This window comes from Paraburkholderia sacchari (assembly GCF_000785435.2).
Lineage (GTDB): Bacteria > Pseudomonadota > Gammaproteobacteria > Burkholderiales > Burkholderiaceae > Paraburkholderia > Paraburkholderia sacchari.
This window is the reverse complement of sequence record NZ_JTDB02000007.1, coordinates 212,663-233,953: the sequence shown is the minus strand read 5'-3', so window position 1 is coordinate 233,953 and position 21,291 is coordinate 212,663. Positions and strand designations below refer to the sequence as shown.

The window sequence follows — 21,291 nt, the reverse complement described above, 5'->3', positions numbered from 1 at the left end:
CAGAAGACCGGAGAACGACCGGGCCAGACGGTCCGGATGAAGCCCCCCCCTGCTTCAGACCGCCTCGCGCAACTGCCCCGCGATCTGCTGTTCGGTAAGCTGCGGCGCGAACATTTCAATCAGCTTGTAGGCGTACTGGCGCAGGAAGGCGCCCTTGCGCAGGCCCACGCGCGTCGTGCTGGCCTCGAACAGGTGCTGCGTGTCGAGCGCCACGAGCTCGCTGTCGCGCTTGGGGTCGTAAGCCATCGCCGCCACCACGCCCACGCCCATGCCCAGTTCGACGTAGGTCTTGATCACGTCCGCGTCGATGGCGGTCAGCACGACGTCCGGCACCGTGCCGGCCTTCGCGAACGCCTGGTCGATATGCGAGCGGCCCGTGAAATCCTGGTCGTAGGTGATGATCGGGAACTCGGCGATCTCCTCGAGCGTGAGGTTCTCGCGGCCCACGAGCGGATGCGTCTTCGGCACGACCACCACGTGATGCCACGAATAGCACGGGAACGTCACGATATCGGGGAAGCGGTCGAGCGCCTCCGTGGAGATGCCGATATCGGCCTCGCCGTTGATGATCATCTGCGCGATCTGCTGCGGATTGCCCTGGCGCAGCGCGAGATGCACCTTCGGAAACACTTCGCGGAACTGGTGCACGACCTTGGGCAGCGCGTAGCGCGCCTGGGTGTGCGTCGTGGCCACGACGAGATGGCCGCTGTCCTGATCGGCGAACTGGCGCGCCACGCGGCGCAGGTTCTCGGCGTCGAGCAGCATGCGCTCGATCAGCTGATGCACGGCCTTGCCCGGTTCGGTAAGGCCCGTGAGGCGCTTGCCGCGCCGAATGAAGATGTCGACGCCGAGTTCGTCCTCCAGATCCTTGATCTGCTTCGAGACGCCCGATTGCGACGTGTAGAGCACGTTCGCCACTTCGGTGAGGTTCATGTTCTGCCGGACGGCTTCACGCACGAAACGCAACTGCTGAAAATTCATGTTCTTCTCTCCGGAACTGCCAACCGCTTCTTTATCGATTATTCGTTATACGCCGATCATCAGGCGGGAAACACGCGCAGCCCGCGCGGCACCGCGGTCACGCCGTCGCCGGGCGCGAGGCTCAGCGCGCGCCACGTCTCGCGGTCGAGCTGCGCTTCCAGCACGCCGCCCGCGCGGCTTTCGAGTTCCACGCGCACCGCGCCGCCGAGCGTCACCACACGGCGCACGTCCACGACGATGCCGTCGCGATGCGCATCGGCCTCGCGATGCAGCACGATATCGTGCGGCCTCACATAGGCGAGCGCCGGGCCTTCGAAGCCGGCCTGCACGGCGATCGGCTGCGCCGCGCCGTCGGCCACGAACCCTTGTGCATCGACACGCCCATGCAAGCGGTTCGCCGCGCCGAGGAACTCGTACACGAACGCCGACTGCGGATGATCGTACACGTCCTGCGGGCTGCCGACCTGCTCCACATGCCCATGATTCATCACGACGATGCGGTCGGCCACTTCGAGCGCTTCTTCCTGGTCGTGCGTAACGAAGATCGTCGAGATATGCAGGTCGTCGTGAAGGCGCCGCAGCCAGCTGCGCAGTTCCTTGCGCACTTTCGCATCGAGCGCGCCGAACGGCTCGTCGAGCAGCAGCACTTTCGGCTCCACGGCAAGCGCGCGGGCCAGCGCGATGCGCTGGCGCTGGCCGCCAGAAAGCTCGGACGGATAGCGTTGCGCGAGCCAGTCGAGTTGCACGAGCTTGAGCAGCTCATGCACCTTCTCACGGATCTGCGCTTCGGAGGGACGCTCGTTGCGCGGCTTCACGCGCAGCCCGAACGCCACGTTCTCGAACACCGTCATATGACGGAACAGCGCGTAGTGCTGGAACACGAAGCCCACCTGGCGCTCGCGTGCGCCAACCGTCGCCACGTCCTGCCCCTGGAGCACGACCTGGCCTTCATCGGCATATTCGAGCCCCGCGATCACGCGCAGCAGCGTGGTCTTGCCACAGCCGGAAGGCCCGAGCAAGGCAACCAGCTCACCCGCCGGAAAGTCGAGCGAAACATTGTCGAGCGCCGTGAAGTCGCCGAAGCGCTTTTGCAGATTGCGAACGATGATGCCCATTTTTAGACCTCTCCCTGTTCAAGCGCGCGGCGCAACGCGCCTGCATGTTGTTGGCTATTCACGGCGCCTTGAGGCCCGGAAGCGCTGCGCGCGGCCGGCGGCCCCGCGAATGCCGGCACGTCGCCGGTATCGCGCAACTCGGCGGACAAGTGGCGCTCGGCCAGCAGCTTGAGCCCCAGCGTCACGAGCGCGAGCAACGCGAGCAGCGAGGCCACGGCAAACGCGGCCGCGAAGTTGTATTCGTTGTAGAGGATCTCGACATGCAGCGGCATCGTGTCGGTCTGGCCGCGAATATGTCCCGACACCACCGAAACCGCGCCGAATTCGCCCATCGCGCGCGCATTGCAGAGGATCACGCCGTACAGCAGACCCCAGCGGATGTTCGGCAGCGTCACGCGCCGGAACATCTGCCAGCCCGACGCGCCCAGCACGTGCGCAGCTTCTTCCTCGTCGGTGCCCTGAGCCTGCATCAGCGGAATCAGTTCGCGCGCGACGAACGGGAACGTTACGAAGATTGTCGCGAGCACGATGCCCGGCACCGCGAAGATGATCTGCACATTGTGGTCCGCGAGCCAGGGGCCGAGCCAGCCCTGCGCGCCGAACAACAGCACGTAAATGAGCCCTGAAATCACAGGCGAAACCGAAAACGGCAGGTCGATCAGCGTGGTGAGCAGCGCCTTGCCGCGGAACTCGAACTTGGCGATGGTCCACGACGCCGCGAGGCCGAACGCCAGATTGAGCGGCACGGCGATCGCGGCGGTGATCAGCGTGAGCTTGATCGCGGCGAGCGCGTCGGGGTCGGCGAGCGATTCGAAATAGAAGCCGATGCCCTTGCTCAACGCCTGCCAGAACACAGCGACGAGCGGCACCACCAGAAACAGTGCGAGGAACGCCAGCGCGATGCCGGTGAGGAGCCAGCGCACCCAGGGCGCCTCCGTTACGGAGTTCGGACGAGCCGCATGGCGGACTCGCGTACTGGTCGTGCTCATTGCGCACCCCCTGCCACAGCGGCCTGCGCCGGGTTCGGCGCACGCGAAGACGTAGCACGGCGGCTCGTACGCCGCTGCAAATACCACTGCAACGTGTTGATGAGCAACAGCATCACGAACGACACGCACAGCATCACCACGGCCAGCGCCGTCGCGCCCGCATAGTCGTATTGTTCGAGCTTCGTGATGATGAGCAGCGAGGTGATTTCCGACTTCATCGGCACATTGCCCGCGATGAAAATGACCGAGCCGTACTCGCCCAGCGCACGCGCGAAGGCGAGCGCAAAACCCGTGAGCAGCGCAGGCAATGCTGCCGGCAACACCACGCGGCGGAACGTGAGCCAGCGCGAAGCGCCCAGGCACGCGGCGGCCTCTTCCTGTTCGCGTTCGAACTCTTCGAGCACCGGCTGCACCGTGCGCACGACAAACGGCAAGCCGATGAACGTGAGCGCCACGAGCACGCCAAGCGGGGTAAATGCAACCTTGAGGCCGAGCGGCTGCAGGAACTGGCCAATCCACCCGTTGCCCGCATACACGGCGGCGAGCGAGATGCCTGCCACGGAAGTCGGCAGTGCGAACGGCAGATCGACGAGCGCATCGATCACGCGCTTGAACGGGAACGTGTAGCGCACCAGCACCCACGCGAGCAGGAAGCCGAACACCGCGTTGATGAGCGCCCCGCCAAGCGCCGAGAAAAACGTGAGGCGGTACGACGCGAGCACGCGCGGCGACGCCACCGCGCGCACGAACTGCGCCCAATCGAGCGTCGCGGTCTTGAGGAACGTGGCCGCAAGCGGAATGAGCACCACGAGGCTCAGATACGCCACCGTGATGCCGAGCGTCACGCCGAATCCCGGCAGCGCGCCTGGCTTCTGTAATCGAAACGTCGTCATGCTCTATCTCTTCACATGGGTTGCGCGGAGCGCCTCTCATCATGCGATGCATGCGAGACGCTGCGGCTAAAGGCGCGCCTCGTCGGGCGCGCCTTGTCTTTGTCGTTTGCGTTGCTTGCTGCGACCTGCTTTACTGCGGCTGATAAATCGAATCGAACACGCCGCCATCGGCGAAATGCGTCTTCTGCGCGTTGGCCCAGCCGCCGAACGCTTCATCGACCGTGTAGAGCTTGAGCTTCGGGAACTTCGCCGTGAGCGCCGCCGGCACCTTGTCCGAGCGCGGACGATAGAAGTTCTTTGCGGCAATCTCCTGGCCTTGCTCGCTATACAGGAACTGCAGATACGCCTGCGCCACCTTGCGCGTGCCGTGCTTGTCCACGACCTTGTCGACCACCGCAACCGGCGGCTCCGCAAGAATGCTGGCCGACGGCACCACGATTTCGAACTTGTCCGGCCCGAACTCCTTGAGCGAGAGGAATGCTTCGTTTTCCCAGGCGATCAGCACATCGCCGATATCGCGCTGCACGAAGCTGGTGGTCGCGCCGCGCGCGCCCGAGTCGAGCACGCCCGCGTTCTTGTAGAGCTTCGTGATGAACTCCTTCGCCTTCTGGACGTTGCCGCCCGGCTGGTGCGCCGCATAGGCCCAGGCCGCGAGGTAATTCCAGCGCGCGCCGCCCGAGGTCTTCGGATTGGGCGTGACGATCGAGACGCCGGGCTTCACGAGGTCGTCCCAGTCCTTGATGTGCTTCGGATTGCCCTTGCGCACGAGAAACACGATGGTCGAGGTGTACGGCGAGGCGTTGTCGGGCAAACGCTTTTGCCAGTCCTTCGCGATCAGCCCTTTATTGGCGAGCGCGTCGATGTCCCAGGCGAGCGCGAGCGTCACGACGTCGGCCTGCAGCCCGTCGAGCACCGAGCGCGCCTGAGCGCCCGAGCCGCCGTGCGACTGCTTGACGGTGAGCGTCTCGCCGCCCTTCGACTTCCACTCCTTGATAAAGGCCTCGTTGATGTCCTGATACAGCTCGCGCGTGGGATCGTAGGAGACGTTGAGCAGCGCCGCGTCCGCATGAGCCGCGGGCGTGAAGGCCGCCATGCCGACGAGCGGCGCCACGCCGATCACCAGTTTCGCCGCCAGTGTCCTGAACCATGCGCGCCCCGTAGTGCCTTGTTTCATCTGCTCTTTCTCCGTGTCGTCGTGCGCTTGAATGCGCTTTCGTGTGTCTGCGCGTGCCGTGCAGCAATCAATGAAGGCCAGTCTAGCGATTGGCTTACATTATTAAAAATGATGTTTTCTCATTTTTTAATACGCAAAAGTGGTAAAGACGGAGGAACTGGACGCTTGAGCAAGTTTTCGTCCGTGATTGCACCTGTCTGGGCGGGGGAAGCGCCGTCGCGACGCCATCCGGATGACAAAGTTCAAGTAACACTTGAAAAGCGGCGAGTACTGTATAAAAATACAGTCACCTGTTCAAACATACAGTAGCGCCATGACCAAACTCACCGCACGACAGCAGCAGGTTTTCGATCTGATCCGCCGCGCGATCGAGCGCACCGGCTTTCCGCCCACGCGCGCCGAAATCGCAGCCGAACTGGGCTTCAGCTCGGCGAACTCGGCTGAGGAGCATCTGCGCGCGCTGGCGCGCAAAGGTGTGATCGAGCTGGCTGCGGGCGCTTCGCGCGGCATCCGTCTCGTGCCCGGTCCAGGCGATCTGCCGCATCAATTCACGCTGCCGCACGCGGGCCTCATGCAGCTCTCGCTGCCGCTCGTGGGTCGCGTCGCGGCAGGTAGCCCGATCCTCGCTCAAGAGCACATTTCGCAGAACTACACCTGCGACCCGGCGCTTTTTTCGAGCCGGCCCGACTACCTGCTGAAGGTGCGCGGGCTGTCCATGCGCGACGCGGGCATCCTCGACGGCGACCTGCTCGCTGTGCAGAAAAAGAGCGAAGCAAAGGACGGCCAGATCATCGTGGCCCGCCTTGGCGACGACGTAACCGTGAAGCGCCTGAAGCGGCAGCGCAACGGCATCGAGCTGATCGCGGAGAACCCCGACTACGAGAATATTTTCGTCGCGGCCGGCAGCGCCGATTTCGCGCTCGAAGGCATTGCCGTTGGTCTGATCCGCCCCACCGAATTCTGATAAATCCGCCTGCGCATTTTCTGCGTATTTTCTGGAGAGAGTCATGGAACGCCTTGCCCGCCTGCTGCCCTTCCGTCAATTCGGCCGTCTGCGTCATTTGCGCGGGATTGCCTCGTGCGCCATGCGCGAGGCGCGCGCCTCGGCGGCGGCTCTCGGCCGGCAATGCGGCTACCAGATCAATGGCTCGCTCTTCGACGACATCGAACGAGAAGATGAAGCGCGCGCGCTGCCTTCGGCGCAGCCGGCCTTCGCACGCGTTTCGCTCAACAGCACGCTGAATGCGGAGCAGCCCGACCGCCGCGCACCGGTGCGCGTTTATCACGGCCAGTCACGGCTCATCATGGTGGGCACGATGGAGGCGGTATGTCGCGCCATCGACCGCTGCATCGCGGAACAACAGGCCGATGCGCCGGTCGCACTGGCAAAGTAATCCATAAAAGTGGGATCGTTTTTGATTGCGCGTGGTCAACACCCTGATTGAACACCTCGGGGTTGCACTGACTAATGACCGATACCCAAACGTATCCGCGCAAATCATCGAGCTGGAAGAAGCCCGTTGCAATCGCCGTCGCGGCGGTTGCGATCGTGGCGGCAGTGGGCTACGGCTATGCATCGCCATACATCGCCCTGAACCATCTCAAGGCAGCCGCCGACGCACGCGACGCGGCTGCACTGAACGAGTATGTCGACTACCCGGCGTTGCGCGTGAGCTTGAAGCAGCAGGTTGGCGAGATGCTGCAGCAACGCATGGAGGCCGCGCACGCCAGCAATCCGCTCATGCTGTTCGGCGCGATGATCGGCAATGCGCTGATCGGCCCGCTCGTGGACGCGTATGCGACGCCAGAGGGCGTGGCCGCGCTGCTTAGCGGCATGCCGCCGACCGGCAAGCCGGGGGAGCGGCCCGCACCTGTGCAGCCGTCTGAAGCGCCGCCGTCGTCACCATCGTCACAGCCGGGCCAATCGACGCCGCCCGCGCCCGGTAATCCGTCACCCCCGGCGCCATCGCCGCAATCACAGCAAGCGCAGCCGCGCGCGCAAACCTCGGCGGGCTATCGCAGTCTGAACACGTTCGCCGTTACGTGGCAACGCGGTGCGAACGGCGCCAATGGCGGCGAGCGCTATGCAGCCATCCTGCAGCGCCATGGGTTGTTTTCGTGGAAACTCGCCGCGGTGGAATTGAACGAACCGGATACCGGCAACGGCGCGAGTGCGTCGAACTGAGCAAGCCGTATTGAAACAACGGAACGAACCGCGAGAATTGCGGCGAGCCATCTACGTGGACGTGGTAGTGGCTCCACCGCTTTTCGCTGATTGACTGAGCGCCGCAATCGCCACAATAGCGCCCGGAAGCGGGTGAAGGCTCCTGGAAGGCGATTTGAAGCGGCTAAGCCGCCGCCTGCTGTTGCTGTTTTTCCTCGGCAGCCGAAGAGCAGGCCACCAGAATGCTGCACGTCACACGGTCGAGCAGCGGCGTATTGCCCGCACCCATCCACCAGCGCGACAGCCCGGTACGGCAGCGGTGCCCCACCACCACGAGATCGACGTGCAACTCGTTGGCGAGATTCGCAATCTCGTCGATCGGATGCCCGAACGCGAAGTGGCCCTGCGCACGCACGCCGCGCTCGGTCAGCCAGTCCACGCCTTCCTGCAGAATCTCGCGCGCCGTTTCTTCAAAACGCCCACATGCCACGTCGGTGAGCAAGCCCGCGCTTTGCGCGATTGTCGAGCGCATGTCGACCACCGAAAGCAAATGGGTCTCCGCATGCAGGTCCAACGCCAGATCCGCGCCGCAACGCAGTGCCTTGCGGCCTTCGCGCGAGCCGTCGTAACAAAGCAGAATTTTCTTGTAGCTCGCCATGATCGATTCTCCCTACCCGCCTGGAAACGCGGGTTACTTTCACATAATGGTGCGCCGCAATTCGACACGCAAGGGCTGGAAAACGCCAGGTTTGCGTGCACATGGATGGTGCAACAGCATGGGAAGGTGAACGCCCTATAATAGGCCGCCTTGCAATGCGCAATAGCCGCACAACCATGCCCGCCATCGAATTCGAGCAGGTGATCAAGCACTACGGAGACAGGACCGTCGTGAACGGCCTGTCGTTCGACGTTGTCCCCGGGGAATGCTTCGGGCTTCTCGGCCCCAACGGCGCGGGCAAGACCACTACATTGCGCATGCTGCTCGGCATCGTTTCGCCCGATGCCGGACGCATCAGCCTGTGCGGCGAACCGGTGCCCGCGCGTGCACGCCATGCGCGCGCACGCGTAGGCGTCGTGCCGCAGTTCGACAATCTCGATCCCGACTTCACGGTGCGCGAGAACCTGCTCGTGTTTGGCCGCTACTTCGGACTCTCGGCAAGCGAAACGCGCACGCTCGTTGCGCCGCTGCTCGAATTCGCCCGTCTGGAAAGCAAGGCCGATGCGCGCGTGGGCGAGCTTTCCGGCGGCATGCGCCGCCGTCTCACGCTGGCGCGCGCGCTCGTCAACGACCCCGACGTGCTGGTGATGGACGAACCCACCACGGGTCTCGACCCGCAGGCACGCCATCTAATCTGGGAGCGGCTGCGCTCGCTGCTCGCGCGCGGCAAGACGATCCTCCTCACGACGCATTTCATGGAGGAGGCCGAACGGCTTTGCAATCGCGTGTGCGTGATCGAGGAAGGCCGCAAGATTGCCGAGGGCCCGCCAAAGACGCTGATCGAATCGGAAATCGGCTGCGATGTGATCGAGATCTACGGGCCCGACCCAGTGGCGCTGCGCGACGAGCTTGCGCCGCTCGCCAAGCGCACGGAGATCAGCGGCGAAACGCTCTTCTGCTATGTCGATGAAGCCGCGCCCGTGCATGAGCTTTTGCGCCATCGCTCGGATTTGCGCTACCTGCATCGGCCCGCGAATCTCGAAGATGTGTTCCTGCGGCTCACGGGCCGCGAGATGCAGGATTAACATCGCCACCATGCAGACACGCACGCAAACTCCGCCGCCCACGCGCCCCGCCCCGTCTCCCATGCGCGCGCCGCGCGCGGCGCTGCCGTCGAACGCGACGCACTGGATCGCCGTGTGGCGGCGCAACTATCTTGTCTGGCGCAAGCTGGCGATCGCCTCGATGTTCGGCAATCTCGCCGACCCGATGATCTATCTGTTCGGCCTCGGCTTCGGGCTCGGGCTGATGGTGGGCCACGTCGACGGCGTCTCGTACATTGCGTTTCTCGCAGCAGGTACGGTGTCGTCCTCGGTGATGATGTCCGCGAGCTTCGAGTCGATGTACTCGGGTTTCTCGCGCATGCACGTGCAGCGCACATGGGAAGCGATCATGCACACGCCGCTCTCGCTCGGCGACGTGGTGCTCGGCGAGGTTGTCTGGGCCGCCAGCAAGTCGATGCTGTCGGGTGCGGCCATCATGATCGTGGCGGGCCTGCTCGGCTACGCGAGCTTTCCGTCGATGCTGCTCGCGCTGCCCGTGATCGCGCTCGCGGGCCTCGCATTCGCGAGTTGCGCGATGATCGTCACTGCGCTCGCGCCGTCCTATGACTTCTTCATGTTCTATCAGACGCTCGTGCTCACGCCGATGCTGCTGCTTTCCGGCGTGTTCTTTCCAATCACGCAGCTGCCCGCCGCCGCGCAACACGTCACGCTGATGCTGCCGCTCGCGCACGCCGTCGAGTTGATTCGCCCCGCCATGCTCGGACGCCCGATCGAGCACGCGGGACTGCATCTCGCCGTGCTCGTGCTCTACGTGGTGGTGCCCTTCGGCGTCGCCTCGATCCTGTTCCGGCGGCGCATGATGCGCTAACGCACGCGATTCGGAGAACGCTCAGTCTTCGTCGTCGCCCCACGGGATATCGACATCCGAAATGAACGCGACGGTCGCGAATGGGCCGCCCTCCTGGCGGCCGATCTTGCCGTCGGCGCGATGCCATTCGACGCGGAACTGCGTGGACTGCGACTGCGCAAGCAGGCGGATCGTGCGGATCTCCTCCGGGTCCGAGTCCTCGACCGGGCCATCGAGCGAAATCAGCAACTGCTGCGGCCAGAGGCCGTCGGCGGGATCGTAAATGCGGTCGCCATCGGGAATCGACGTGTGCGCCTCGACGCCGATGGTCGCCGACGCCTCCACAATCATCTTGCCGAGTGCGCGCAAAACCGCCGTTGCGCGAGCGGAGTTGGCCTGCCGGATGGCAAGGTCGCCCCGCGTCAGGGCCTGTTCGAGTTTCGGATTCGTCTTTTGCTTTGCCATGGCGGCTCCCGGGCCGCAGCCCTGTTCTGTGCGGACAGCCAGCTGGTTAGCCGGTAATCCGCCGTTGATGCGAGTCTCTTATCTTAGGGCCTGTTCACGCCGATGCGCACCAATTCGTGCGACCAGGCGCTACTAAAGCGCGCTAAAACCCCAGCGCGACCGTCGCCAGCCCCGCCACCACGCCGAACAGCACGACCACCGAGCCCACCAGCGCCAGCGTGCGCACCCGGAACGAGCCGGCCAGCATCGCGAACGAGGGCAGGCTCACGGGCGGCAGCGTCATCAGCAGCGCGCCCGCCGGCCCCACGCCCATGCCGAGCGCCAGCATCGCCTGAATGATCGGCACCTCGCCAGCGGTGGGGATCACGAACAGCATGCCGGCCACCGCGAACACAACGATCCAGCCAAGGCTGCTCGCGACCTCGGGGCCGATGTGCGGAAAGAGCCACGCACGCGCCGCGCCCAGCAACAGCACGAGCACGATGTATTCGGGCACGAGCCGCACCGCCATGCGCACGAACAGACGCAGCCAGCGCACGAGCGCATTGCCGCTTTCGGCTTGCTCCTGCGCGAACATCGCGAGCCGCACGTCGGCGGCGAGCGCCTCTTCGCGCGTCACCAGCCGGTTCGCGAGCCAGCCCAGGCCAAACACCATCAGCACGCCCAGCACGAGGCGCAGCGCGCTCCACTGCCAGCCCAGCACGAAGCCCATGAACACGAGCGTCGCGGGGTTGAGCACCGAGTTGCCGAGCCAGAACGCGATCGCCCCGCCCGGCGACGCATTGCGCGCGCGCAGCCCCGCCACGACCGGCGCGGCGCAGCACGTGCACATCATGCCGGGCACCGCGAGCAGACCGCCTGCCGCGACGCTGCCGAAACCATGGCGCCCCAGCGCGCGCGCAATCCACTGCGCGGGCAGCAGCGCCTGCACGCCCGAGCCGAGCAGCAGGCCCAGCACCATCGCCTGCCAGATCGCCTTGCCATAGGCCAAGGCATAGTCGATCGCGGCCGCGAACGACGGCTCAGGGGCGCTCGCCGCGCCGCCCATCAGGATGGACTTGCCGATCGAATGCGTGGCCTCGGCCGTGAATGCGCGGTGGTAGTACGGAAACCACTTCACATAGAACAGGCCGGCAACGGCCAGCAGAATGAAAAGGGGCCAACCCCACGAGGGCGGCGACTGTGGGGGATGTGCGTCGCGTGCGCTGGTCATTGTAGTAATACTCCGCTAAGGAGCTCGGGGCCGGATGATCCGGGGCGAGCAGGTCAAGCAAGGCGCGCCCATTGGAGCATCGGGCAAAACCAGATAGAACCGTGCAGCGCGCGCCGCATGATGCCAGCACGCGCAATGCTTGATCAAGCCAAATTCAAGGCGCGGGGCTGGATGTGCTTCGTGCAGCGCGTCGATCTGCGCGAGCGCTTCGGGCGAAGAATCGCGAAACTATCACGCCGGCCGATTTTTTTCAGGCGCCGTGAAATCCGCGCGCAAAGCAAAGCGCCGGGGTCCTGAGGACACCCGGCGCCCAAGCCACCCGATTGAAGGGCGGCGTTTCGGACCGCGAGAACTTAGTGGCCGAAAAACACTTGCTGCGAACGCGGCGTTTGATCGTTGCGGCTGCCCGACTGGGTGGACACGCTCGCGACACCGCCGTACGACGCGTCGACGCCTTGCTGCTGGGCACGCTCAGCGCTCACCGTCTGGGCGCTTTGGCCTTGTTGCGAAGCCGGCGCGCCAACGTCCGGACGATAGTGCGGCGCCGGGCCGTAACCGCTGGCGAACGCCGGAGCGGCGATGGAAGCGGAAGCTGCGACCAGCAGCGCTGCGATCAGTTTGGTCTTCATGGTGGACTCCAGTATCAGTTTCGATTGCGGTTCGGTGATGGCGCCGCGCCTGGGAGGTCGATGCCCATGAGCTGCGTCAGTGAGAGTCAGTGTAACTACCTACTATCGAAAAATAATCACGATATGCCGAATTTACTATTCCAACGCCGTAAACAATCGCCTCCGCCAGCTCTGGCGGGGCTCAGCGCCGAACAGCCCCTTAAAAGCCATCCAAAATTTCTGACGCGACGCACAATGCAGCGGGTGGATTACATAACACCTGAAGGGTCTTTCGCCTGGCCGAACGTACCGGAAGCGCTCCAACTAGCGCTCGCACAAAACACCCGGCCCACGCTGCCCGCATGCTGTAGCGCGAAATCGCTGGAACGCCCAGGAACTCGCTTGGGCGGGGTTGCGATAAAATAAAAGGTTGATCCACGCTTGTCGCGCTTTCTTGCGCACCGATTCGCCATGTCCACCCACCGTATCGCCAGTCCCCGCCGCGTGTCCGTTGCCCCGATGATGGATTGGACTGACCGCCACTGCCGCTCGCTGCACCGCTTCATCTCACGGCACACCTGGCTGTATACGGAGATGGTGACGACGGGCGCCCTGCTCCACGGCGACGTGCCGCGCCATCTTGCGTTCACGCCCGACGAAGCGCCGGTCGCGCTGCAACTGGGCGGCAGCGAGCCGGACGACCTCGCCCGGTCGGCCAAGCTCGGCGAGCAATGGGGCTACGACGAAATCAACCTGAACTGCGGCTGCCCGTCCGAGCGCGTCCAGCGCGGCGCTTTCGGCGCGTGCCTGATGAACGAGCCGCAGCTCGTGGCCGACTGCGTAAAAGCAATGCGCGACGCGGTTTCGGTGCCGGTCACGGTCAAGCATCGCATCGGCGTGGATGCGGTCGAGGACTACGCGTTCGTGCGCGATTTTGTCGGCACCATCGCGGATGCGGGTTGCACGGTTTTCATCGTCCATGCGCGCAACGCCATTCTCAAAGGCTTGAGCCCGAAGGAAAACCGCGAGATTCCGCCGCTCAAGTACGAATACGCCTGGCAGCTCAAGCGCGATTTTCCGCAGCTCGAAATCATCATTAACGGCGGCATCAAGACGCTCGACGAGGTGGCTTTGCACCTCGAGCACGTCGACGGCGTGATGCTCGGGCGCGAGGCTTACCACAACCCCTACGTGCTGGCCAGCGTCGACGCGCGTTTCTATGGCGCCAGCGAACCCGCGCCCACGCGCGACGACATCGAAGCGAAGCTCATGCAGTACTGCGCGAGTGAAGTGGCACGCGGCACGCACCTGGCCGCGATCACGCGCCACGCACTGGGGCTGTATCGCGGCGAAGCCGGCGCGCGCGGATGGCGGCGCGTGCTGTCGGACAACCGCAAGCTTGCCAAGGGCGACCTCGCAATCTTCGAGGAAGCGCGCGCCCACCTGCGCAGCCCCATGGAAGCGTCGCCTGCACTTTCTTCTGAAATATTTGAATAAAGGGGCTAGGCAAGTCCGATCCGCTATGTATATAATCCTGCTTCTTGATTGACGCCGCTCACAAAGCAGCGCTAGCGAGAAAGCAGTAACAGTGGTGGCTGTAGCTCAGTTGGTAGAGTCCAGGATTGTGATTCCTGTTGTCGTGGGTTCGAGTCCCATCAGCCACCCCAAGAATTCAAGCAAAAAGCCCAGTTCAAATGAACTGGGCTTTTTGCTTTCCGGCTTTCGAATACCGAATACCCCCGTATTCGCCATCAACCCAGCAAACGATCCGTCCCATGGAGTCCTTATGGATTCCATCGCACTACGGACCGCCTGGCGACTCGGCACCTCAGTGCCCAAAGCGACCTTCCCAGCATGCAGAATGAATAACTCAAGCCAATCTATTCACAAGCAATAATATGCAGGATGCCAAATCAATAAACTCGATAAAACCTATGCCATCCCACCGTCACCCGTGCGTAAAATCGCTTCCCGCAGCGAAATAAATCCAACAGCATGCAACCGACGACGGAAATATCGACACCATGGAAAAATGGCTCGAACGACGCTTCACGCTTTCTGGCCGCGCCACGCGGCGCGAGTACGCCATCACGATGGCGCTGTTCCTGATATTCGTTTATGCGCTCGACACTCTCATGCCCGAAGATGGTCTCGGCAATACGCTCCCGGCCGCGATTCTCGGCATGGTGATTGTGTGCGTGGCTTTCTGGGTTCCCATTGCCGCAATGGTGCGCCGGCTCCACGATATTGGCGTGAGCGGCTGGTGGTGGTGGTTGATAGCGATCGTGCCATTTGGCCAGATCGGTTTGGTGCTGCTGCTATTTGTCGGCCCCGATAAATTCAATGGAACACGCTTTTATCGGAATCCACGCAAAAGCGAAGCGAGCGCCTTCTGAGGCACGCACATGACCAGGCGGCGCCGTACCTGCAATGCGATAAACCTCATTGCGCCACACCGCCGTCAATCCACGCGCGCGCCGCCTCGAAACCCGCCTCGGCCGCCGCATGCTCGGTCGACCAGAGGCGGTCGATATGGACCAGTTGCCAGTCCGTTACCAGAGCGCCGGCCTTGAGCACGCGAAAGTGCGCCTTCACGCCCGTGAGCACCTGTTCGACCGCGACTTCGATGTCGTAGTCCTTGTAGCGCTCCTCGTAGTCGCCCATGTCGATGCCTTTCGGCTCCATGATCGTCTCTCCGTCGTGGTTGAGTGATCCATCCTCGCACTTCCACGCCGGGCGCACAACTCTCCGCGCGAGCCCCGAAGCCGCCCGCCGGCGATTCACAGGCGCGCGATCGACACCTCCGTCGACTTCACGAGCGCGACGACTTCCGAGCCGACCTTCAGTTCGAGTTCGTCGATCGAGCGCGTCGTGATAACCGAAGTGACCACGCCAAACGGTGTGTCGACGTCGACCTCCGATACCACCGGCCCACGGATGATCTCCTTGACCTTGCCGCGGAACTGGTTGCGCACGTTGATGGCGGAAATGCTCATTGATTCGGCTCCTGAAGTTGATAAACGAAAATCATTGGGTACGGATGCTTTGCCCCGCATTCACACCGCCCAGCGCACCTCGGCGGGGCGCAGGCCATAAGGCATTTCGTTGGCCCGGGGCGCATGCGCGCTCGCGGGCGTTTCGCTGCCCAGCACGCGCTGGAGCACGCGCTCTTCGATTCCGGCAAAGCGCGCGTCGGCGCGGGCGCGGGGGCGTTCGAGCGGCACGCGCTGGTCGAGTGCGATGCGGCCCTGCTCCACCAGCAGAATGCGGTCGCCCAGCGCAACGGCCTCATGCACGTCGTGGGTGACCAGCAACGCGGTAAAGCGGTGCTCGCGCCAAAGGCGCTCGATCAGCGCGTGCATTTCGATGCGCGTGAGCGCGTCGAGTGCGCCTAGCGGTTCGTCGAGCAGCAACAGACTCGGCCGGTGCACCAGCGCCCGCGCAAGCGCCACGCGCTGACGCTGCCCGCCCGAGAGCCGCGCGGGCCACTCGTCGGCGCGTGCAAGCAGTCCCACTTCATCGAGCACCGCGCGAGCGTCGTCGCGCGCACCGCGCCCAAGCCCAAGCATCACGTTCTGGAGCACCGTTTTCCACGGCAGGAGCCGTGCGTCCTGAAACATCATGCGCGTCTCGAGCGGCGCACCATGCTCGTCGCGTCGCGTCAGCTCGCCGGCATCGGGCGCTTCGAGCCCGGCTACGAGGCGCAGCAGCGTAGATTTCCCGCAGCCGCTTCGTCCCACGATCGCCACGAAGCTGCCACGTTCGATCGAGAGGTCGAAGCCGTCGAGCACCACGCGCTCGCCGTAGCGCTTGCCCACGCGGCGCAATTCGACGGCCGGGTCGTGCGCGCGCGCATCGCTGCGCGCCGTCGCCGTGTCTCTTGTTGCCGGCGCACGTCGATCCTGACCGCCGATGTGAGTGCGCTGCGCGCCATCCTGCTCGCCGGCCTCGTGCGCTTCGCGCTCCTGAGTGCGCGGCAATTCGATCTCGGCTTCGAGATCACGGCCCGCGACGCCGCCGAAATGAACCGCCAACGTGCTTGCGTTCATGCATCGCTCCCTTGTTGATAAGCGGGGTGCCAGCGCAGCGCGGCACGCTCGAGCCATTTGGCAAGCCAGTCGGCGAGCTTGCCGAGCGCGGCGTACAGCAGAATGCCGACCACCACCACATCGGTCTGAAGAAATTCGCGCGCGTTCATCGTCATGTAGCCGATGCCCGACTGCGCGGAAATCGTTTCCGCGACAATCAGCGTTACCCACATCAGCCCCAGCGCGAAGCGCACGCCCACCAGAATCGACGGCAGCGCGCCTGGCAGGATGACTTCGCGATAGAGCGCAAAGCCCCTGAGGCCATAGCTGCGCGCCATCTCGATGAGGTTCGCGTCCACCGAGCGGATGCCGTGAAAAGTATTCACATACACGGGGAAGAACACACCGAGCGCGACGAGAAACACCTTCGCCTGCTCTTCGATGCCGAACCAGAGGATCACGAGTGGAATCATCGCGAGCGCGGGAATATTGCGGATCATCTGGATGGTCGAATCGAGCGCGGTCTCCGCGGGCTTGAAGAGCCCGGTGGCAAGACCGAGCACGAGACCGATGCCGCCGCCGATCGCGAAACCCGAAATCGCGCGCAACGTGCTTACGCGCACGTCCTGCAGCATCTCGCCCGATTCGATGAGCGACCACGCGGCCTTCACGACCGCGAGCGGCTCGGGCAACACACGCGTGGAAAGCGCGCCGCTGCGCGCAGCCAGCTCCCACGCAGCCAGAATCGCGAGCGGCACGAGCCAGGGAGCGATGCGGGCGAGCGCCTTGCGTCCGACGAAGGCGAATGGCCGCCCGCTACGTGGGGCAATGGCCGAGCCGGCAGCAGTCACAGCGGATTGATTCATCGTTATGTCATCCTTATCATATTGCGCGGTTCGAGCGGTGAGGTATTCGCGTGCGCCGCCACTCGGAGGCCTGACGCGCTACTGCTTGCGAATCAGCTCTGGCTCACCTTCGGCAGATACTGATTGCCGACCACCTCGCCAAACGGACCCGAGATGGGACCACCCGATGTCTTCGTACGGCGCCCCGGCAACAGCGGGAACACGAGTTCGGCGAAGCGATAGGATTCCTCAAGATGAGGATATCCGGAGAGAATGAAGGTCTCGATGCCCAACTGCGCGTATTCCTTCATGCGCTCGGCAACCTGCTCCGGATTGCCGACCAGCGCTGTGCCCGCGCCGCCGCGCACCAGGCCTACCCCCGCCCACAGGTTCGGATATACCTCCAGTTCCTTGCGCGTGCCGCGCTTGCCGCCGTGCAGTTCGGCCATGCGGCGCTGGCCTTCCGAATCCATCTTGTTGAACGCGGCTTGCGCACGCGCGATGGTGTCGTCGTCGAGACGGCTGATGAGGCGCTCCGCCGCCGCCCATGCTTCCTCCTCGGTCTCACGCACGATCACGTGCATACGAATGCCGAAGCGGATCTTGCGGCCGTGCCGTTCGGCCCGTGCGCGGATATCGGCGATCTTCTTCGCGACGGCCTCGGGCGGTTCGCCCCATGTCAGATACGTATCGATGTGCGCGCCCGCCATGTCGTGCGCAGCCGGCGACGAGCCGCCGAACCACAGCGGCGGATGCGGATGCTGCACCGGCGGATAAAGCACCCTGCCGCCCTTCGAACTCAGGTGCTTGCCTTCGAAGTCGATTGCTTCGTTGGTATGCGAAGCTGCAAGCAGCTTGCGCCAGATATGCAGGAATTCGTCGGTGATTTCGTAGCGCGTGTCGTGATCGACGAACACACCGTCGCCTTCGAGTTCGGCGGCGTCGCCCCCGGTCACGACGTTGATCAGCAATCGTCCATTCGAAAGGCGATCGAAAGTCGCGGCCATGCGCGCGGAAAGCGCCGGCGACGAAAGCCCCGGGCGAATCGCGACGAGGAACTTCAGGCGCCGCGTCGCGGCAATCAGGCTCGATGCCACGACCCATGCGTCTTCGCATGAACGGCCCGTCGGCAGCAGAACGCCTTCATAGCCAAGCGTATCCGCCGCGACGGCCACTTGCTGGAAATAGGCGAGATCAGCGGCGCGCGCGCCTTCGGACGTCCCCAGATAACGGCTGTCGCCATGGGTCGGAATGAACCAGAACACATTCATGCATTGCTCCTGCTTTTGTTCGAGCCGTGAAACGAAAAAGTCCGGGGCGCGGGGCCACAGCGGCGGCGCCGTCGTCATGGGGACCCAGTCTAGGGATCGCCCTAAGCGTTTTGAACAATTTTTTTGAGCTTAGGTTTTCCAATTTCGTGCTTTACGCGACGCTTTAACATACACAGGGGCAATCACAGGCGCGGCGCGCCGATATAATGGCGCACACATCGACAATAATCCGGCCGGCCGCGCTTTTACGCCTTTTCATTTCAGGCATGCGCGGTCCGCGCCACGCAATCCTCGCGCCTCCTCATGCAAAAACTGATTTTGCCGTTCGTATCCGGCTTTCTGGCCTCACTGTTCTTTCGCGAGGCAACGCTCGCGCTGCTTCACGCGGCGCAAGTCATCGACGCCGCCGGTTTCTCCACCGAGCCGTTCGCCCCCATCGGCCTGCCCGAGTTCCTCGTCAATGCAATCTGGAGCGCGCTGTGGGCCATCCCGATGACGTGGCTGCTGCGCATCTCGCCGTCGCGCCCCGCGCCGTGGGTGCAGGCGTTCGTGTTCGGCGGCATCGTGCTCACGGCCGCCATGCTGTTCGTGGTCGATCCGCTGCGCGGCATCTGGCCGAGCGGCAACATGCTGCCGCGCGTCGCCATGGGCTTCGCGTCGAATGCGATCTGGGGCTGGGGCTCACTCGTGTTCATGCGCGCCTTCATGAGCGAAACCAGCGAAGACTGAACCGGCACCCGTGCGCGGCGCAAGAAACAGGCGCGCCGCGCGCGGTATCGGCTGACGGGTCCGGCAACGCCCCCCCGCAATCTGCTCGGCCCAATCGACATCGGGGAAAAAAACCAATGCGCGTCTCGGACATCGCCATACGTGCCGTGCCGCCCATCACGACGCCATTGATCAACGCGATATAAGGTTTCGGATAACTGAAGATTGCATGATTCGGACGGTTCTCCATGCTCACGCCCTTGGCTAACCACGCCCAGCAAAACTATGACGATGGGCCCTCCGGGTTTTTCTCCACGGCACGCGCGGGCGGCGGCACACCGCCAAGCCAGCCGCCGAGCCCGGCGTCGACGATAGGCGCCAACGACGCCTCATGCGCGAACCCCGGCCCGATCAGCGAAAACACCACGACGCCATGGAGCATCGCCCATAACGCGCGCGCGAGCAGCGCCGGCTCGCATTGCGCGCCGCTACGCAAATGCCCCGCGCTTGCAAGCGCTTCGAGCGCGTCGGCGAACAGATCCGCCACGCGCCCAGCTTCTTCGCAAGGCAGCATATCGCCGGGATTAGCAATCGCCGGAGATTCGCTCGCCGCCCGCGTTGCGGCGCGGCCCTTCGCGTGCGCGCCGGAACGGCCGCCCTCCCCCGGCTCCATGTACATGAGCCGGTAAGCCTCCTGATGCGCGCGCCCGAATGCGACATAAGCATGCGCCAGCGCATGAAGCCGCTCCCACGGGTCGCCGATCTGCGCACACGGTTCGAGATGCGCAAGCAACTGCGCAAAGCTCTCGCGTCCCAGCGCGCGGGCAATCTCGTCGCGGCTGTCGAAATGGAGGTAAAGCGAAGCCGGCGAATAGCCGACAGCCTCGGCAAGCTTGCGCATCGAAAGCGCATGCAGCCCGTCACGCGCCACGATGCGGCGCGCGGCATCCAGTATGCGTGCGCGCAGTGCCATGCGAAACGCAGTGGCGTCGGGGGCTTTCGGTTCAGCGGTGTTCATGGGAACAGCCTGGGCGCGATTATCGAGCCGGTGCGCCGGGATGGTACGACGCCGGCACGCGCAGCCTCATCAGGAAAGCAGACGGCCCGGTGGAAAATGGCCGCTTTTTAGCAGCACCGGCGTGCCGTTGCCAAGTTCCAGATGCGCGCGCGCCACGGCCTCGATGCGCGGGCGGCCCGCATCGAACGCCTGCATCCACGCGTCCCGTCCATCGGACAGCGCACCGAAATGATCCTCGAGCGCCTCGACCGAGATCGCGCAGGGCACGCGCGCACCGTCCACCAGCGCGGGAAACCCCACGGTGAGATTCACATCGTGCCAGGACGGCGCCTCGGAAGGGAAACGGATATCCATGTCCAGCCCCGTTGGAAAATCTGCTGAAAAAAAGCCGCGCCGGCGGGCGGCGGGACCGCGTCCCATGTTACTCGCTGCACGCCGCGACAGGGCCGATACATGACATCGGGCGCCGTGCAACCGCTAGACGAATGGGTACGGAACCTGCAACACTCAAACATGATCGGCGCGCAAGAAAAGCGCGGCATACAACCCTTTCACTATTGCAAGCTCGGCTTTGCATGAAGTGGAGCACCAGCCCCGCTCAACTGCGAAGCATGGGACCAGAGCAGGAGCGCTGCATGGGCCTGGAGTAAGTGCTAAAGCACTAACTCCAGGCCGACACAGGAGAACTATGGAATCGCACCGGAGAGGCCAATACTTCGAAGAAAACCGTGGGATATCCGAGCAACAGGCCGCGAGCCGCTGGTTCACTTACACACGGGAAAACGGCATCGAGATCTCGCGCGCGATCAGCCTGTGGGAAGACGCGGCCACGCCCGAAGGCGAACGTAGCCGCAAGACTATCGCGAGCAGCGGCATCCGCATCGTGCCGCCTGAATACTGAATAGCCTCGGTGTGATTCAGTGAGCCTGCATCTTTGAAAACAGATTCAACACGACCACACCGGCCACGATGAGCCCGAGGCCGAGCACGGCGGGCAAATCGGGCACCTGCTTGTAGAGCACCATCGCGACGAGCGTGATGAGCACGATGCCCACGCCGGACCAAACGGCATAGACCACGCCCACGGGCAGATTCTTGAGCGTAAGCGAGAGACAGTAGAACGCGACGCCATAACCGGCGACCACCACCGCCGACGGCACGATCCGCGAAAAACCCTCCGAAGCGCGCAGCGCGGACGTAGCAATGACTTCCGCGACGATGGCAACGACGAGAATGAGCCAGGGAGACAT

The 21,291-nt window shown here is 63.9% G+C and carries 27 protein-coding genes, 1 tRNA gene and 1 pseudogene; 11 read left to right on the top strand and 18 right to left on the bottom strand.

Going from position 1 to position 21,291, the window contains the following annotated elements; all coding sequences use genetic code 11:
* Nucleotides 1-54: 54 nt before the first annotated feature.
* The 5 genes from NH14_RS23355 to NH14_RS23335 all read right to left on the bottom strand — a co-directional run bounded on the left by NH14_RS23355 (nucleotide 55) and on the right by NH14_RS23335 (nucleotide 5,152).
* Nucleotides 55-981, bottom strand: coding sequence for a CysB family HTH-type transcriptional regulator (locus NH14_RS23355; protein WP_035526130.1), 927 nt, complete (start codon nucleotides 979-981; stop codon nucleotides 55-57).
* A 59-nt stretch (nucleotides 982-1,040) separates the two neighbouring features.
* The gene (locus NH14_RS23350) at nucleotides 1,041-2,096 is read right to left on the bottom strand and encodes a sulfate/molybdate ABC transporter ATP-binding protein (RefSeq protein ID WP_035526127.1); all 1,056 of its coding nucleotides are present in this window, start codon (nucleotides 2,094-2,096) and stop codon (nucleotides 1,041-1,043) included.
* A gap of 2 nt (nucleotides 2,097-2,098) precedes the next feature.
* Nucleotides 2,099-3,085: a sulfate ABC transporter permease subunit CysW gene (gene cysW / locus NH14_RS23345; RefSeq protein ID WP_035526124.1), complete on the bottom strand. Its 987-nt coding sequence runs from the start codon at nucleotides 3,083-3,085 to the stop codon at nucleotides 2,099-2,101.
* On the bottom strand, nucleotides 3,082-3,978 hold the full coding sequence (gene cysT / locus NH14_RS23340) for a sulfate ABC transporter permease subunit CysT (protein ID WP_035526121.1): 897 nt from the start codon (nucleotides 3,976-3,978) through the stop codon (nucleotides 3,082-3,084). The genes cysW and cysT overlap by 4 nt, the downstream gene beginning before the upstream one ends.
* A gap of 130 nt (nucleotides 3,979-4,108) precedes the next feature.
* Entirely contained in the window at nucleotides 4,109-5,152 is a 1,044-nt protein-coding gene (locus NH14_RS23335; RefSeq protein ID WP_035526118.1) for a sulfate ABC transporter substrate-binding protein, read from the bottom strand.
* A 313-nt stretch (nucleotides 5,153-5,465) separates the two neighbouring features.
* Between NH14_RS23335 and lexA the strand changes: the two genes are divergently transcribed.
* The 3 genes from lexA (at nucleotide 5,466) to NH14_RS23320 (ending at nucleotide 7,337) form a co-directional block, all read left to right on the top strand.
* Entirely contained in the window at nucleotides 5,466-6,116 is a 651-nt protein-coding gene (lexA, locus tag NH14_RS23330; RefSeq protein ID WP_035526115.1) for a transcriptional repressor LexA, read from the top strand.
* Between the two features lie 43 nt (nucleotides 6,117-6,159).
* Nucleotides 6,160-6,546 carry a hypothetical protein gene (locus tag NH14_RS23325; protein ID WP_035526113.1) on the top strand — a complete coding sequence of 129 codons (387 nt, stop codon included), beginning with the start codon at nucleotides 6,160-6,162 and terminating at the stop codon, nucleotides 6,544-6,546.
* Nucleotides 6,547-6,620: 74 nt separating this feature from the next.
* Nucleotides 6,621-7,337 carry a DUF2939 domain-containing protein gene (locus NH14_RS23320; protein ID WP_052148033.1) on the top strand — a complete coding sequence of 239 codons (717 nt, stop codon included), beginning with the start codon at nucleotides 6,621-6,623 and terminating at the stop codon, nucleotides 7,335-7,337.
* A 163-nt stretch (nucleotides 7,338-7,500) separates the two neighbouring features.
* Here NH14_RS23320 and NH14_RS23315 read toward each other — a convergent pair whose 3' ends face one another.
* Nucleotides 7,501-7,974 carry a universal stress protein gene (locus NH14_RS23315; RefSeq protein WP_035526110.1) on the bottom strand — a complete coding sequence of 158 codons (474 nt, stop codon included), beginning with the start codon at nucleotides 7,972-7,974 and terminating at the stop codon, nucleotides 7,501-7,503.
* Nucleotides 7,975-8,150: 176 nt separating this feature from the next.
* Here NH14_RS23315 and nodI point away from each other — a divergent pair, with 176 nt between their 5' ends.
* Together nodI and nodJ are read left to right on the top strand one after the other, a co-directional pair.
* Nucleotides 8,151-9,059: a nodulation factor ABC transporter ATP-binding protein NodI gene (gene nodI, locus NH14_RS23310; RefSeq protein WP_035526107.1), complete on the top strand. Its 909-nt coding sequence runs from the start codon at nucleotides 8,151-8,153 to the stop codon at nucleotides 9,057-9,059.
* Between the two features lie 10 nt (nucleotides 9,060-9,069).
* Nucleotides 9,070-9,906, top strand: coding sequence for an ABC transporter permease (gene nodJ, locus NH14_RS23305; protein WP_035526103.1), 837 nt, complete (start codon nucleotides 9,070-9,072; stop codon nucleotides 9,904-9,906).
* A 21-nt stretch (nucleotides 9,907-9,927) separates the two neighbouring features.
* On the opposite strand, the gene NH14_RS23300 is transcribed toward nodJ, so the two are convergent.
* Together NH14_RS23300 and NH14_RS23295 are read right to left on the bottom strand one after the other, a co-directional pair.
* Complete coding sequence (locus NH14_RS23300) at nucleotides 9,928-10,350, bottom strand: hypothetical protein (RefSeq protein ID WP_035526100.1); 423 nt, start codon at nucleotides 10,348-10,350, stop codon at nucleotides 9,928-9,930.
* Between the two features lie 142 nt (nucleotides 10,351-10,492).
* Nucleotides 10,493-11,563 carry a permease gene (locus NH14_RS23295; RefSeq protein ID WP_035526097.1) on the bottom strand — a complete coding sequence of 357 codons (1,071 nt, stop codon included), beginning with the start codon at nucleotides 11,561-11,563 and terminating at the stop codon, nucleotides 10,493-10,495.
* A gap of 117 nt (nucleotides 11,564-11,680) precedes the next feature.
* Here NH14_RS23295 and NH14_RS23290 point away from each other — a divergent pair, with 117 nt between their 5' ends.
* The gene (locus tag NH14_RS23290; RefSeq protein WP_152617134.1) at nucleotides 11,681-11,860 is read left to right on the top strand and encodes a hypothetical protein; all 180 of its coding nucleotides are present in this window, start codon (nucleotides 11,681-11,683) and stop codon (nucleotides 11,858-11,860) included.
* Nucleotides 11,861-11,916: 56 nt separating this feature from the next.
* Here the strand turns inward: NH14_RS23290 and NH14_RS23285 are convergent, their stop codons facing one another.
* A complete protein-coding gene (locus tag NH14_RS23285) occupies nucleotides 11,917-12,192 on the bottom strand; it encodes a hypothetical protein (RefSeq protein ID WP_035526094.1) in 276 nt (91 codons plus the stop codon).
* A 450-nt stretch (nucleotides 12,193-12,642) separates the two neighbouring features.
* On the opposite strand from NH14_RS23285, the gene dusA reads away from it, so the two are divergent.
* The 3 genes from dusA (at nucleotide 12,643) to NH14_RS23270 (ending at nucleotide 14,567) form a co-directional block, all read left to right on the top strand.
* Nucleotides 12,643-13,668, top strand: coding sequence for a tRNA dihydrouridine(20/20a) synthase DusA (gene dusA / locus NH14_RS23280; RefSeq protein ID WP_052148031.1), 1,026 nt, complete (start codon nucleotides 12,643-12,645; stop codon nucleotides 13,666-13,668).
* A 94-nt stretch (nucleotides 13,669-13,762) separates the two neighbouring features.
* A tRNA-His gene (locus NH14_RS23275) sits at nucleotides 13,763-13,838 on the top strand.
* A gap of 357 nt (nucleotides 13,839-14,195) precedes the next feature.
* The gene (locus NH14_RS23270; protein WP_052148030.1) at nucleotides 14,196-14,567 is read left to right on the top strand and encodes a DUF805 domain-containing protein; all 372 of its coding nucleotides are present in this window, start codon (nucleotides 14,196-14,198) and stop codon (nucleotides 14,565-14,567) included.
* A gap of 46 nt (nucleotides 14,568-14,613) precedes the next feature.
* Here NH14_RS23270 and NH14_RS23265 read toward each other — a convergent pair whose 3' ends face one another.
* From NH14_RS23265 to ssuD, 5 genes are all read right to left on the bottom strand, one after another.
* Entirely contained in the window at nucleotides 14,614-14,856 is a 243-nt protein-coding gene (locus NH14_RS23265; RefSeq protein WP_035526091.1) for a DUF6566 family protein, read from the bottom strand.
* Nucleotides 14,857-14,951: 95 nt separating this feature from the next.
* The gene (locus NH14_RS23260; protein WP_035526088.1) at nucleotides 14,952-15,167 is read right to left on the bottom strand and encodes a TOBE domain-containing protein; all 216 of its coding nucleotides are present in this window, start codon (nucleotides 15,165-15,167) and stop codon (nucleotides 14,952-14,954) included.
* A gap of 60 nt (nucleotides 15,168-15,227) precedes the next feature.
* Nucleotides 15,228-16,220 (bottom strand): ATP-binding cassette domain-containing protein, encoded by a 993-nt coding sequence (locus NH14_RS23255; RefSeq protein ID WP_035526085.1) that lies wholly within the window; start codon nucleotides 16,218-16,220, stop codon nucleotides 15,228-15,230.
* Nucleotides 16,217-17,065: an aliphatic sulfonate ABC transporter permease SsuC gene (ssuC, locus tag NH14_RS23250; protein WP_035526082.1), complete on the bottom strand. Its 849-nt coding sequence runs from the start codon at nucleotides 17,063-17,065 to the stop codon at nucleotides 16,217-16,219. The genes NH14_RS23255 and ssuC overlap by 4 nt, the downstream gene beginning before the upstream one ends.
* A 92-nt stretch (nucleotides 17,066-17,157) precedes the next feature.
* On the bottom strand, nucleotides 17,158-18,315 hold the full coding sequence (gene ssuD / locus NH14_RS23245) for an FMNH2-dependent alkanesulfonate monooxygenase (RefSeq protein WP_035526404.1): 1,158 nt from the start codon (nucleotides 18,313-18,315) through the stop codon (nucleotides 17,158-17,160).
* A 303-nt stretch (nucleotides 18,316-18,618) separates the two neighbouring features.
* Between ssuD and NH14_RS23240 the strand changes: the two genes are divergently transcribed.
* A complete protein-coding gene (locus tag NH14_RS23240) occupies nucleotides 18,619-19,044 on the top strand; it encodes a hypothetical protein (RefSeq protein ID WP_035526080.1) in 426 nt (141 codons plus the stop codon).
* A 103-nt stretch (nucleotides 19,045-19,147) separates the two neighbouring features.
* Here NH14_RS23240 and NH14_RS33660 read toward each other — a convergent pair.
* The 3 genes and pseudogenes from NH14_RS33660 to NH14_RS23225 form a co-directional block, all read right to left on the bottom strand.
* Nucleotides 19,148-19,270: pseudogene (locus tag NH14_RS33660) on the bottom strand (enoyl-CoA hydratase/isomerase family protein); the annotation flags it as partial.
* A gap of 36 nt (nucleotides 19,271-19,306) precedes the next feature.
* Nucleotides 19,307-20,041 (bottom strand): TetR/AcrR family transcriptional regulator, encoded by a 735-nt coding sequence (locus NH14_RS23230; RefSeq protein WP_052148029.1) that lies wholly within the window; start codon nucleotides 20,039-20,041, stop codon nucleotides 19,307-19,309.
* Nucleotides 20,042-20,110: 69 nt separating this feature from the next.
* Nucleotides 20,111-20,395: a DUF1488 family protein gene (locus NH14_RS23225; protein ID WP_035526077.1), complete on the bottom strand. Its 285-nt coding sequence runs from the start codon at nucleotides 20,393-20,395 to the stop codon at nucleotides 20,111-20,113.
* A gap of 334 nt (nucleotides 20,396-20,729) precedes the next feature.
* Between NH14_RS23225 and NH14_RS23220 the strand changes: the two genes are divergently transcribed.
* The gene (locus NH14_RS23220; RefSeq protein ID WP_035526074.1) at nucleotides 20,730-20,942 is read left to right on the top strand and encodes a hypothetical protein; all 213 of its coding nucleotides are present in this window, start codon (nucleotides 20,730-20,732) and stop codon (nucleotides 20,940-20,942) included.
* Nucleotides 20,943-20,958: 16 nt separating this feature from the next.
* Here NH14_RS23220 and NH14_RS23215 read toward each other — a convergent pair whose 3' ends face one another.
* Nucleotides 20,959-21,291 carry a DMT family transporter gene (locus NH14_RS23215; RefSeq protein WP_176329286.1) on the bottom strand — a complete coding sequence of 111 codons (333 nt, stop codon included), beginning with the start codon at nucleotides 21,289-21,291 and terminating at the stop codon, nucleotides 20,959-20,961.